Here is a 12,357-nt window from a genome sequence, read left to right as displayed (position 1 = left end):
TCAGTCGTTTTTGGACAGCACTTCAAGGGTGCGATTGTGGTTGGTGTAGATGCAGATATCGGCGGCGATATCGAGACCCTTTTCGACAATCTCGTGAGCGCTGAGCTCGGTGTTTTCCTGGAGTGCGCGGCCCGCGGCCTGGGCAAACGGGCCTCCAGAGCCAATTGCGATCAGGCCGTTTTCCGGCTCGATGACATCACCGTTACCGGTAATGATCAATGACGCGGTTTTGTCCGCTACCGCCAGCAGTGCTTCGAGTCGGCGCAGGGCCCGGTCGGTGCGCCAGTCTTTGGCAAGCTCGACCGCCGCCCTGGTGAGGTTGCCCTGGTGCTTTTCAAGCTGGGCTTCGAAGCGTTCAAAAAGGGTGAAGGCATCGGCGGTTCCGCCAGCAAACCCGGCAAGCACCTGGCCGTTGTAGAGGCGCCGAACCTTGCGTGCGTTTCCTTTCATGACGGTGTTGCCCAGAGAGACCTGGCCGTCGCCACCCATGGCGACCTCGTCGTCGCGTCGCACGGAAAGAATCGTAGTCATGTTGGCTCCAATTGCCCGAGATAGGTTGGGGAGCGGTGTGGTGGCTCCCTAGCGTGTCTGGGTGTAATGGAGGCGCTGCCCCGGTTTTCAAGGTGGCAGCGAAGGCCAGGGGGTGAAAAAAGTTTAGTTAAGCGGGTCTTTCGCTAGCCTTCCCTGGGGATCTTGCGCACCAGTGGCTGGATGTTGATGGAGACCAGCTTGTCAACGGCGGAGTTCATCTGGCTGCGGGAGGTGAATGGGCCCACGTTGACACGGTACCAGGTCGAGCCGCTGTCCAGGTCGATCCGGCTGACCTGGGCGCGAAGCCCCTGAAAGGCAATCTGAGCCCGCTGGCGCTCAGCGTCGGTAGAGTTCCGGAACGACCCGGTTTGTACCACGTAATTGTATTGCTGCTGGGATGGGGAGGGGGTGTATTCGTCCACATCCGACGGAATCACTTCGGAATCCGGAAGCATCTCATAAAACCGGAACCCCTGCTGTTCCTGGGGTTGGGCTGGGGGCGCAGTCGTGTTGGTTGACGGCGCCGTTGCCACGGGGGCTGGTGCTGGGGTGGCAACCGTGGGGCGAACCTGCTGAGGGTTGATGGTGTTCAGATACAGGATAAACCCGATAAAGCCGCCAACGGCGGCCAGGGACAGGATCCAACGCACGGAAAGGCCTCCGGACTGGCGGTGTGACGGTGAGGCGGCCGGCTTTGCCGGGCGCTTGGCGCCCGGAGCCTTGGAGCGGGTGCTGGCAGCACCGGCCGGTCGACTTCTTTTTGCGTAATCTCTCGGCATGCGGGGAGATCTCTGTGGCTTTGCTGCGCCGGTTTACATCTCTTCGGGGGCGCTGACTCCCAGGAGATCCAGGCCGTTGACAATAACCTGCCGAACCGCCAGATACAGGCTGATGCGGGCGTCGCGGATGGCCTGATCCTCGACCAGAACCTTGTGCGCGTTGTAGTAGGTGTGGAATTGCCCTGCCAGTTCGCGAAGGTAATGGGTCAGGTGGTGCGGCTCCCGTTGAGACGCGGCATTGGCGATCAGCTCGGGGTATCGGGCGAGCTGGTTGGCCAGGTCCTTTTCCTCATCCAGTGTCAGCAGCGAAAGGTCGCCCTGACATTCACTCCGGTTCCGGGCAATGCCTTCGTCAGCCAGCTTGCGCAGTACGCTGCAGATACGGGCATGTGCATACTGAATGTAGTAAACCGGGTTTTCATTGGTCTGCGAGCGCGCCAGGTCGATATCAAAGGTCAACTGGGAGTCCACACGGCGGGCTGCGAGAAAGAAGCGGGTAGCATCCCGGCCAACTTCGTCGATAAGGTCGCGCAGGGTCACGTAACTGCCGGCGCGCTTGGAAATCTTCACTTCCTGGCCGGAGCGGGTCACCATGACCATCTGATGCAGCACGTAGTCTGGCCAGCCCTTGGGAATGCCGCTCTCCAGGGCCTGTAGCCCAGCGCGTACCCGGGTTACGGTGGAGTGATGGTCGGCACCTTGCTCGTTGATGACCGTCGTAAAGCCGCGCTGCCATTTGTCGAGATGATAAGCCACGTCCGGCAGGAAGTAGGTGTAACCACCGTCCTTCTTGCGCATGACCCGGTCTTTATCGTCGCCAAATTCGGTGGTCATGAGCCACATGGCACCGTCTTTCTCGTAGGTAAAGCCGTTTTCTTTCAGGCGCTCGACTGTTGCCTCGACCTTCCCGTCGGCATAGAGGGAAGACTCAAGGAAATACACGTCGAACTCTACGCCAAAGGCCTTGAGGTCAAGGTCCTGTTCGCGGCGCAGGTAGGCCACAGCGAAGTCGCGGATGGCGTCCTGGTCTTCCGGATCACCTTTACCGGTGACTTCACGGTCATCCGCAGTGACAGTTTCTCCGGCCAGGTAGGCGTTGGCCACATCGATGATGTAGTCGCCGCGGTAGCCATCTTCAGGCCAGCTTTCATGGTCTGGTGTCAGGTTCTTGGCCCGAGCTTGCACAGACAAGGTCAGGTTGTTGATCTGGGCGCCGGCGTCGTTGTAGTAAAACTCCCGAGTGACTTTGTAGCCGTTGGCATCCAATAGCCGGCACAGGCAGTCGCCGATGGCGGCGCCCCGGCCATGACCTACATGAAGTGGGCCAGTCGGATTGGCGGATACAAATTCGACCTGGACTGACTCACCCTTGCCGCTCTCATTGCGTCCGAACCCGTGCCCCTGGTCAAGGATGGTCGCAACAATTTCAAAGGCGCTGGACGTGCTCATGAAAAAGTTGATGAAACCTGGGCCGGCAATGTCCACCTTGTCCACTGCGCTGCTGGCGGGCAGTCGGTCGATCAGCATTTCCGCCAGTTGGCGGGGCGGGCAGCCGGCGGCCTTGGCGGCGACCAGTGCGATGTTACAGGCGTAATCGCCGTGGGCTTTGTCCTTGGTATTGCCAACCTGGGGCGCGAAGGCCATGTCGGCAGGCAATGTGCCCTCGGATTGCAGGGTCGCCAGGGCGGACTGGAGCAGTTCGGTAACAATCTCTTTCATGCTGTCGGATGATTCGGTCAGTGGGGTTTGGAGGTGGTGCTGAAGGCACCCGAGGTTAAGGGGGCTATTATCGCGGAAAGGCGGTGGATTCTCAATGCGCGAGACCGGTTGGCGCTAGCCGGTTTCCAGGGGGTCGACATCAACCTGCCAGCGCAGGCCCGGGGGTTGCCGCTGTTGGTCCAGTGTCAGCGTGAGCTGGCTGAGGGTTCGGGCAAGCTGTGCGCGAGTCGGGCTCAACAGCACAAGCTGGGCGCGGTGTCGGTCGGCGCGCCTGGCGATAACAGCTGGCAGTGGCCCCCAGATATCCAGCTGGGCGGCTGGAGCCATGTTTCGGGCGTGTTCCAGAAAACGGAGGCTGGCCTCCATCGTGCCTGCTTCCGCCCGTAGAATTGCCATGGCCTGGAATGGTGGCAAATGGGAGGCTTCCCGCTCTGCGAGCATCTGTCCGGCAATCGGGAGATACTGTCCTTTGCAGAGTGCGTTGAGCAACGGGTGATCACTGTGACAGGTCTGTACGATAACCCGTCCCGCCAACTTGCCTCGCCCGGCCCGGCCGCTCACTTGTATCAGCGTTTGGATGAGTTGTTCGGGCGCGCGGAAATCCACACTGAACAGACCGCCATCGGCATTGACGACGATTACCAGGGTCACGTTGGCAAAATCGTGCCCCTTGGCGAGCATCTGGGTGCCGACTAGGATGCAGGGCGCGCCACTGTTGACCCGTTCCAGAAGTCCCTGGATGCTGCCTTTGCGTTGCGTACTGTCGCGATCTACCCGGATCACCGGCGTGTTGGGAAACTGTTCGCTGAGAACGTCTTCGGTGCGTTCGGTGCCCTGGCCGATGGGTTTGAATGCCTCACTTTGGCAGCTGGGGCAGTGGTCGGTAGCTGCAGTTTGGTAGTCACAGTGGTGACAGCGCATCGCGCGGTCGCGACGGTGATAGGTCAGGCGAGTGTCGCAGCGTGGGCACTCCATGGTGTGCCCGCAGTCAAAGCACATCATCACCGGGGCATAGCCGCGTCGATTGACGAAGACCAGGGCCTGTTGGCCAGCGTCCAGGCATTGCCGGATTGCCATCAGGGCTGGGCGTGACAGACCGCCTTCCAGCGGGCGGCTGCGGACATCCATCAGCTGAATGGCCGGCGGCTTGGCTTGTCCCGCTCGTTGTTCGAGCTTGACCAGCCCGTATCTGCCGGTCTGTGCATTATGAACAGACTCCAGGGAGGGCGTGGCGGAACCGAGAATGATCGGGCATTGGTTTAACTGGGCACGGTAGATCGCCAGGTCCCGGCCGGAATAACGGAACCCTTCGCCCTGTTTGTACGAGCTGTCATGCTCTTCGTCCACCACCAGGGTGGACAGTCGGGTAAAGGGAAGCAGGGCAGCAGAGCGGGTGCCAATGAGAATAACCGGTTCGCCGTTACGGATGCGGAGCCAGGTTTCAAGTCGCTCGGAATCGTTTAGGGCGGAATGCCAGACTGCGATCCTGTTGCCGAAGTAGCGTCGGAAGCGGGCGACGGTTTGGGGGGTCAGGTTGATTTCGGGGACCAGAACCAAGGCCTGGCCCTCGTCCGCCAAGTGTTTTTCCAGGTAGTGTAAATAAACTTCGGTTTTGCCACTGCCGGTGATGCCGAATAGCAGTGTCGTGGTAAAGCCGGATTCTGGGGGCGGGAGTGCCTGGAACGCCTCCTGCTGGTGCGCTGTCAGTGGGGGCAGGGGAGCAAGCTCTGGCTGAGGGCTTTCGCTGACCGGAGATTGGTCACCTTGTGTGACTAACCCGGCGTCCCTGAGTGCATTTAGCTGGGCACGGCTGAAGCCCCGGTCCAGGATTGATTTTGTCGGCTGAGCGGATGCCTGCGCGCTGAGCCATTGCCAGAGCTCTCTTTGGCGGCGGGCGCGAGCGGGAATGGCGTCCAGCTCACCGGCTACCTGCCAGCTGGGTTCCGTTTTTAGCTCAGCTGCGCGGCCGCGGCGAAGCGCAGGGGGCAGTGCCATGAACAGGCACTCGCCTAGCGGGTGCTGGTAGTAGCGGGCTGCCCATCTCAGTAATTGCAGGGTTTCTTCCGGCAGAACCGGCCAGGCCTCCAGGGCCTCGTTGACGTTTTTGAGGGTGAAGTTGTCCGGTGTTGGTGTTCCGGTTTCCACCACAAGGCCAACGGCAGACTGTCGACCAAAGGGGATGCGGACCCGTTGTCCTGGCGCCAGTTGAAGGTCGTCTGGAACCTGGTAATCGAACAGCCGGCGCAGTGGGCGGTTCAGGGCGATGCGAACATTGCTTGTCACTGCGACTCCAGGCTGGGTTAAGGTCGGTCTGCCCATCGCGAGAGCAGGGTGCGGAAAGTGCCTACGACGGAGGTCATCTGATCGTCCTCGACGTGGGCTTGACTACTTGCTATACAGTGTAGATGCAAGTAATATTCGCGATCTGTTGATGGCCGGGCACGATTGTGCATGGTCTTTTTATATGATTCAAATGCGGTGCCTGGCGCCTGGATAGATAAACTATCCCGCGATCAGGTAGCGGCATTACCTTAAGGGGTTCGCCATGAAAGAAGGTATCCATCCGAAGTACGAAGACATCACCGCGACCTGCAGCTGTGGCAACGTGATCAAAACTCGTTCCACCATCGCTCAGGATCTGCAGCTGGACGTATGTTCCCAGTGTCACCCGTTCTACACCGGTAAGCAGAAAGTTATGGATACCGGTGGCCGTATCGACCGCTTCCAGAAGCGTTTCGGTGGCCGCATCGGTGGCAAGAAAGCCTGATCTGAAATCTGGCTGTAATGAAAAGCGCCTTTCGAGGCGCTTTTTTTATGCCTGATGTTCCGGTGGAAGGTGGGATCTACGTATTGCGGTTGATCATTTGTTGCTCAGCAGGCCTTGTTTGAGCTGAACCTTCGCGCCATAATGGCGCGCTCCGCTGGGTGAGGACTCAGCGGCGATTTAGAGAGAGTATTCGTGACCCGGTGTTAGGATGCCGTTTTCTTCAGAATTAACAGTAGCTTGTGTTTTTCTGGGGTGGTCAGTACAACGTACTCCTTCCTTTTAACGTGACAAACGGAACAGTGGCAATGTCTCAAGATCTGAAAACAGCAGCCCTTGAATATCACGCCTCCCCGCGGCCAGGTAAAATTAGTGTTGAAATCTCTAAGGCTACCCAGACGTCTCGCGATCTTTCTCTGGCGTACAGCCCCGGGGTTGCCGAACCGGTCCGCGAGATCGCAAAAGACCCGGAGAATGCATACAAATATACCGCCAAGGGCAACCTGGTAGCGGTTATCTCTGACGGTACTGCGATCCTTGGTCTGGGGAATCTTGGCCCCCTGGCGAGCAAGCCGGTAATGGAAGGCAAGGGCGTACTGTTCAAGCGTTTTGCTGGTATCGACGTTTTCGATATCGAAGTGAACTCCGAAAGCCCGCAGGCCTTCATTGAGACTGTGGAGCGCATCGCTGATACCTTTGGTGGCATTAACCTGGAAGACATCAAGGCGCCTGAGTGCTTTGAGATTGAGCGTGCGTTGATTGAGAAGTGCAGCATCCCGGTCTTCCACGACGACCAGCACGGTACTGCAATTGTTACTGCCGCGGGCATGATCAATGCCCTCGAACTGCAGGGCAAGAAAGTTGAAGAGGCCAAAGTCGTCTGCCTGGGCGCTGGCGCAGCTGCGATTGCCTGCATGAAACTGCTGGTTAGCTGTGGTGTGCTGTCCGAGAACATCTACATGCTGGACCGTAAGGGTGTGATCCACTCTGGTCGTGACGACCTGAATCAGTACAAGGCTATGTTCGCTAACGATACTGACAAGCGCACGCTGGATGATGCCATTGACGGTGCCGATGTTTTTGTTGGCCTGTCTGGTCCTGATCTGCTGACTGCAGAGCAGCTGAAGACGATGGCGCCTAATCCGATCGTGTTCGCCTGCTCCAACCCGGATCCTGAGATTAGCCCGGAAGTGGCTCTGGCTGCCCGTGATGATCTTATTATGGCGACCGGTCGTTCCGACTACCCTAACCAGGTGAACAACGTACTTGGCTTCCCGTTCATCTTCCGTGGCGCCCTGGACGTTCGTGCCACTACGATCAACGAGGAAATGAAGGTCGCAGCCGTTCACGCGATTGCGGAACTGGCTAAAGAGCCGGTGCCCAAGGATGTTTGTGACGCCTATGACGTTGACAGCCTGGAGTACGGAAAGGAATACATCATTCCGAAGCCTCTTGATGTTCGTCTGCTTGAAGTCGTTCCTGCGGCGGTTGCCCGTGCTGCGGTGGATTCCGGCGTTGCTCGCAACCCGTACCCTGCGCATTACCCGCTGAAAAGCCTGGAAGACATCAAGTAATCCAGTGTTTGGGGAATAAAAAAACCGGCGGTGATTACCGCCGGTTTTTTTATGTCTGAGATTCAGGTTTGTTGCCGGCTCAGAACAGTTCTTGAGGAAGGCTGGTTGCATCGTCGCCGTCAGTGCCTAGCCCGTTGCCATTGGTGTTGGCGGTGGGGGCGAGGGGGGCTGGTGCGTTCTCTTCCTTGAACATCTCAAAGATAGCGCCTTCCTGGCCGGGTCTTGCCCTTTGCCCGGTTGTTGGGTCGATGCGTACGCTCACCAGTCCGTTGGGCTGGGGCATGAAGGCGGCAGGCTTGCCTTCAAGGGCTATGGTCATGTACTCCAGCCATACTGGTAGTGCAGTAGTGGCGCCGTATTCACTGCGGCCCAAGGGGTTGGGCTGATCAAAACCTATCCAGGCGGTGGTGGCCATGTCATGGTTGAACCCGCTGAACCAGGTATCCCTTTGTTCGTTGGTTGTGCCGGTTTTTCCGCCGATATCGTTGCGCCCAAGCGCCAAGGCCCGGCGACCGGTGCCCCGGCGGACGACATCCCGCAGCATGGAGTGCAGAAGGTAGACGGAGCGTTCATCGGCCAGTCGGCGTGCGGTCCGGATGTTGGCGGCGTCTCCGGCTGAGGGGGGGAATTCATCCAGTTGGCAACGGCGCTCGCAGAGGATGACCGAAGGTGCCTCGTAAACGACCTGGTTGTTGCTGTCCCTGATTTCCTGGATCAAGTAGGGCTGGACATCATAACCACCGTTGGCGATAACGGCAAAACCGCGGGCTACGTCCATGGGGGTCAGCAGGCCGCTGCCCAGCGCCAGGGACAGGTCGCGTTGCATATTGTCCGTTGGGATGCCTAGGGCTTCGATGTAATTGAAGGTGTGCTGCAGTCCAATATCCCTGAGTAACCGGATGGAGACCAGGTTTCGTGATCGATAGAGTGCCTCCCTCAGGCGGGTCGGGCCGTAGAATTGGCCAGATGAATTCTCTGGGCGCCAAGCGGTTTCAAGCTCCGAGTCGTCAAACACGATGGGGGCATCGTTAAAGACGGTGGCGGGGGTCAGTCCCCGCTCAAGGGCGGCCAAGTACAGGAACGGTTTGAATGTTGAGCCAGGCTGGCGGCTGGCTTGGATGGCTCGGTTGTACTTCGACTGACTGAAACTGTAGCCGCCGGCGAGTGCTTCGATGGCGCCGCTTTTAGCGTTTAGGGAAATGAGTGCGCCCTGAACGTTAGGTAGTTGTGCGAGTATAACCTGGGAGGCGCGTGGCGGTTGGCCCGCGTTCTCTTGTTCGTCGGCGGTATCGGGCTCGCTGTTGGTCTCAATTTGTTTGGGGGTGACGTAAACCACATCGCCTGCGGAGAGCACATCCGACGGCTTTTGGGGTTCGGGGCCCATATAATTCTCGGTGCGGTGTTCGCGAGCCCATGTCATGTCAGCCATGTTCAGCTGAACGTTGCCCAGGCTGCGAGCCAAAAGCTCGACGTTGTTATTTTCATCCGACACCGTCTGGACAACCGCGGGGTAGAGTTCCTCGATCCGAGGGTAGATGTTCAGTTCCCGGACCAGTTCATCTTCGGGGCGCTGGAGCTCGGTGATGCGGCCAATGGCGCCGCGGAAACCATGGCGGTAGTCGTAGGCCTCTATGCCATGGCGAAGAGCGGTGGTTGCAGCCTGTTGGTTGCGGCTGTTAACCGTCAGGGTGACAGAGTAGCCGTCGGTGTAGGCAGCCTCGCCGAAGCGTTGGACCATATCAGCCCTGGCCATTTCGGCCACATAGTCGGCATCAACTTGCGTGTCGGGGGCGTTGTACTGCGCTGTTAGGGGGGCGGCTGATGCGAGGCGATAGGCGTCGTCGTTGATGTAGCCAAGCTCTTTCATTCGGCCAAGAATCCAGTTGCGGCGGATCAGTGCTCGCTCTGGGTTGGCTAGCGGATTGAAGGCCGAGGGGGCCTTTGGCAGGCCTGCCAGCATCGCCATTTGTGCGAGGCTGAGTTCGCTGACGTCCCGGTTGTAATAAACTTGGGCGGCAGCCTGGATACCGTAGGCCCGGTTGCCCAAATAGATCTTGTTCAGGTAGAGCTCAAGAATCTGGTTTTTCTCAAGTTCACGTTCAATCTGAATAGCCAGCAGTATCTCGTTGAACTTACGAATAAACGTTCTGTCGCGTGACAGAAAGTAATTTTTTGCAACCTGCATGGTGATGGTACTGCCCCCGGATTGGATGTGACCGGTGGTGACCAATTCGATGGCAGCCCGCAGCAGGCCTTTAAAATCAACCCCTACATGCTCGTAAAAGTTGGCGTCTTCGGCCGCCAGGTAGGCATGTAACTGAATTGTTGGGATCTGTTCGATTGTGATAGGTGCCCTTCTCTTTTCACCGAATTCTGCTATTAATCTGTTGTCCGCGCTGTAGACCCTCAACGGGGTCTGCAGTTTGATGTCCGTCAGTTGCTCAACCGAAGGCAGGCCAGGGCGAAGGTACAGATAGAAGCTCGCAATAAGGATAGCGGCGAGACTGGTGCCGGTTAGAAAAAGCCACGCGAGGATGTGTGAGGTTCTGAGTATTCGGGACATTTTTTTCTGACAACTGTTGGATATAGGTCTATCATTTGAGAAATTGCTTTAGGAAGAGGTTGTCCTCTTCGCCGCTACAATGCCCCTCAATGATGAGGAGATGGCATTGTAGACGGAAAGCTGCAGAAATTCTCTTAAATAAAAAACACATAACCGGGTGCATGTAACCAGGTATAGGGTGGGCGCGTGTTCGGATTGTTTGGAAAAAAATCCAGTGCGGTGCTGGGGGTGGATATCAGCTCCAGCTCAGTTAAATTGCTAGAACTCTCGAAACAGGGGAACCGATATAAGGTTGACAGTTATGCTGTTGAGCCTTTGCCGGCAAACGCTGTCGTAGAGAAGAACATCACGGACGTGGAAGCTGTTGGCGAGGCGCTTAAAAAGGTGGCTGCCAAATCCCGCACCAGCCTGAAGCAGGCTGCCGTTGCTGTATCCGGTTCCGCAGTCATTACCAAGGCTATCCAGATGAATGGCGGTCTCAACGAGTTTGAGATGGAAGACCAGATCACCTTGGAAGCCGATCAATACATTCCCTATCCCCTCGACGAAGTTGCGATTGACTTTGAGGTCCAGGGGCCATCTGAAAGCAATCCAGATCAGGTCGAGGTTTTGCTGGCGGCGTGCCGTAAGGAAAACGTCGATATCCGCGAGGACGCTCTCGAAATTGCCGGTCTGGCCGCAAAGGTTGTTGATGTCGAAGCTTATGCGCTGGAACGTGCATACAGTCTGATCGAATCACAACTTGAGTCCCAGGGCGAAGAACTGGTGGTTGCCATTGTCGATGTCGGCGCGACCATGACCACGTTGAGCGTTTTGGCCGACGGTCAGACCGTTTACACCCGGGAACAGATTTTCGGCGGCAAGCAGCTGACGGAAGAAATCCAGCGTCGGTACGGCTTGTCTCTTGAAGAGGCTGGGCTGGCCAAGAAGCAGGGTGGTCTGCCGGACGACTACGAGTCAGAGGTGCTGACACCATTCCGTGAAGCGGTGGTTCAGCAGGTGGCCAGGGCATTGCAGTTCTTCTTCGGAGCCAGTCAGTACAACGCGGTCGACTACGTCGTGCTGGCCGGTGGTACGGCGTCGATTCAAGGGCTTCCTGAAATGGTTGAGGAAAAGACGAACACTCCAACCCTGATTGCGAACCCGTTTGCCGATATGGCGGTGGGCTCCAGGGTAAATGCATCGGCGTTGGGCAACGACGCTCCTGCGCTGATGATTGCGTGTGGACTGGCGATGAGGAGCTTTGACTGATGGCAAAGATTAACCTCAGACCCTGGCGCGAGGAGTTGCGGGCAGAGAAGCAACAGCAGTTTGTTGTCATGATTCTCGGGGCGGCTGTCCTTGCAGCAGGCTTGGCGTTTCTGTGGAAGACAGATATGGATAACCGGATTGCCTATCAGGAATCCAGAAATGCCTACCTACAGACGGCCATGAAACAGCTGGACGAGCAAATTCGTGAAATCGAAAGCCTCAAGCGTAAGCGTGATGAGCTGCTGGCGCGGATGCGGGTTATTCAGGACCTACAGGGCAAGCGACCGATCATTGTCCGGGTATTTGACGAGCTCGTCCGAACATTGCCGGATGGCTTGTATTACATGGACTTGAAGCGAACCGGAGACCAGCTCCAGATCGTCGGTATGGCCGAGTCAAACAGCCGGATTTCCGGGTTGATGCGCCAGTTTGATAACTCCGATTGGTTCACCAACCCCAATCTGACCAATGTGGCCGCAGCAGATCAGGCCAGGGCGGGATACAGTCAGTTCAACCTGTCTGTTACCCAGAAGACCCCAGAGCCCGAAGAGGAGGGTAACCAATGAGCCTCGCGGACTCCCTGAAAAGTCTGAATGAATTTGATATCAATGATCTTGATATCAATAACGCCGGCATCTGGCCTGCGCCAGTCAAGTTCATCGTTATCCTGCTCATTTTTGGGTTAATTCTGGGCGGTGGTTACTGGTTCTTCGTGAAAGACCAGTTTGGCCGCCTGGAGCGGGTCCAGGCGGAAGAGCAGACTCTGAAGCAGCAGTACGAGAGCAAGGCCTATCAGGTAGCAAACTTGGCTGTGTTCAAGAGCCAAATGGCGGAAATGGAAGAAACCTTTGCCGCGCTAGTTCAGCAGTTGCCCAGTGATACTGAGGTTCCCGGATTGTTGGAGGACATTACCAACACCGCTTTGGGTAGCGGTTTATCGCTGCAGAAGGTGGCCTTACAACCGGAGCAGAAGCGGGATTTTTACGCGGAACTGCCGATCAATATTCAGGTTGTCGGGACTTATCACGAATTGGCGTCGTTTGTGAGCAGTATTGCAGCGCTGCCGCGAATCGTGACACTGCACGACCTAACCATTAAACCAATCAGCGGAAGCAGTGAGGAGCTAGGCATGTCTGTCGTTGCTCGTACCTACCGCTACCGGGCAGGAGAGTAAGC

At 57.4% G+C, this 12,357-nt stretch carries 10 protein-coding genes; 5 read left to right on the top strand and 5 right to left on the bottom strand.

Going from position 1 to position 12,357, the window contains the following annotated elements; translation table 11 throughout:
• The 4 genes from hslV to BMZ67_RS15280 form a co-directional block, all read right to left on the bottom strand.
• Positions 1-531, bottom strand: coding sequence for an ATP-dependent protease subunit HslV (gene hslV / locus BMZ67_RS15295; protein ID WP_092024437.1), 531 nt, complete (start codon positions 529-531; stop codon positions 1-3).
• Positions 532-674: 143 nt separating this feature from the next.
• Positions 675-1,310 (bottom strand): SPOR domain-containing protein, encoded by a 636-nt coding sequence (locus tag BMZ67_RS15290; RefSeq protein WP_092024303.1) that lies wholly within the window; start codon positions 1,308-1,310, stop codon positions 675-677.
• 33 nt (positions 1,311-1,343) lie between these two features.
• Positions 1,344-3,029, bottom strand: a complete 1,686-nt coding sequence (argS, locus tag BMZ67_RS15285; RefSeq protein ID WP_092024301.1) for an arginine--tRNA ligase — start codon at positions 3,027-3,029, stop codon at positions 1,344-1,346.
• 114 nt (positions 3,030-3,143) lie between these two features.
• Complete coding sequence (locus BMZ67_RS15280; RefSeq protein ID WP_425434250.1) at positions 3,144-5,312, bottom strand: primosomal protein N'; 2,169 nt, start codon at positions 5,310-5,312, stop codon at positions 3,144-3,146.
• A gap of 262 nt (positions 5,313-5,574) precedes the next feature.
• Between BMZ67_RS15280 and rpmE the strand changes: the two genes are divergently transcribed.
• On the top strand, positions 5,575-5,796 hold the full coding sequence (gene rpmE, locus BMZ67_RS15275) for a 50S ribosomal protein L31 (protein WP_092024297.1): 222 nt from the start codon (positions 5,575-5,577) through the stop codon (positions 5,794-5,796).
• A 305-nt stretch (positions 5,797-6,101) separates the two neighbouring features.
• The gene (locus tag BMZ67_RS15270) at positions 6,102-7,367 is read left to right on the top strand and encodes a malic enzyme-like NAD(P)-binding protein (protein ID WP_092024296.1); all 1,266 of its coding nucleotides are present in this window, start codon (positions 6,102-6,104) and stop codon (positions 7,365-7,367) included.
• Positions 7,368-7,446: 79 nt separating this feature from the next.
• On the opposite strand, the gene BMZ67_RS15265 is transcribed toward BMZ67_RS15270, so the two are convergent.
• Entirely contained in the window at positions 7,447-9,930 is a 2,484-nt protein-coding gene (locus BMZ67_RS15265; RefSeq protein WP_092024294.1) for a penicillin-binding protein 1A, read from the bottom strand.
• Positions 9,931-10,116: 186 nt separating this feature from the next.
• Between BMZ67_RS15265 and BMZ67_RS15260 the strand changes: the two genes are divergently transcribed.
• Genes BMZ67_RS15260 through BMZ67_RS15250 form a run of 3 tightly spaced genes read left to right on the top strand, consistent with a single transcriptional unit; the run spans position 10,117 to position 12,355 of the window.
• A complete protein-coding gene (locus tag BMZ67_RS15260; RefSeq protein ID WP_092024292.1) occupies positions 10,117-11,181 on the top strand; it encodes a pilus assembly protein PilM in 1,065 nt (354 codons plus the stop codon).
• On the top strand, positions 11,181-11,747 hold the full coding sequence (locus BMZ67_RS15255; protein ID WP_092024289.1) for a PilN domain-containing protein: 567 nt from the start codon (positions 11,181-11,183) through the stop codon (positions 11,745-11,747). The genes BMZ67_RS15260 and BMZ67_RS15255 overlap by 1 nt, the downstream gene beginning before the upstream one ends.
• A complete protein-coding gene (locus BMZ67_RS15250) occupies positions 11,744-12,355 on the top strand; it encodes a type IV pilus inner membrane component PilO (protein WP_092024287.1) in 612 nt (203 codons plus the stop codon). Before BMZ67_RS15255 ends, BMZ67_RS15250 begins: the two co-directional genes overlap by 4 nt.
• Positions 12,356-12,357 lie beyond the last annotated feature (2 nt).

The sequence above is a fragment of the Marinobacter zhejiangensis genome (assembly GCF_900114775.1).
Classification (GTDB): domain Bacteria; phylum Pseudomonadota; class Gammaproteobacteria; order Pseudomonadales; family Oleiphilaceae; genus Marinobacter; species Marinobacter zhejiangensis.
This window is presented reverse-complemented; position numbering and strand designations above follow the sequence as displayed.

Coding starts and splice junctions, on each gene's coding strand:
- hslV (WP_092024437.1), bottom strand. CDS start 531: ATGACTACGATTCTTTCCGTGCGACGCGACGACGAGGTCGCCATGGGT.
- BMZ67_RS15290 (WP_092024303.1), bottom strand. CDS start 1,310: ATGCCGAGAGATTACGCAAAAAGAAGTCGACCGGCCGGTGCTGCCAGC.
- argS (WP_092024301.1), bottom strand. CDS start 3,029: ATGAAAGAGATTGTTACCGAACTGCTCCAGTCCGCCCTGGCGACCCTG.
- rpmE (WP_092024297.1), top strand. CDS start 5,575: ATGAAAGAAGGTATCCATCCGAAGTACGAAGACATCACCGCGACCTGC.
- BMZ67_RS15270 (WP_092024296.1), top strand. CDS start 6,102: ATGTCTCAAGATCTGAAAACAGCAGCCCTTGAATATCACGCCTCCCCG.
- BMZ67_RS15265 (WP_092024294.1), bottom strand. CDS start 9,930: ATGTCCCGAATACTCAGAACCTCACACATCCTCGCGTGGCTTTTTCTA.
- BMZ67_RS15255 (WP_092024289.1), top strand. CDS start 11,181: ATGGCAAAGATTAACCTCAGACCCTGGCGCGAGGAGTTGCGGGCAGAG.
- BMZ67_RS15250 (WP_092024287.1), top strand. CDS start 11,744: ATGAGCCTCGCGGACTCCCTGAAAAGTCTGAATGAATTTGATATCAAT.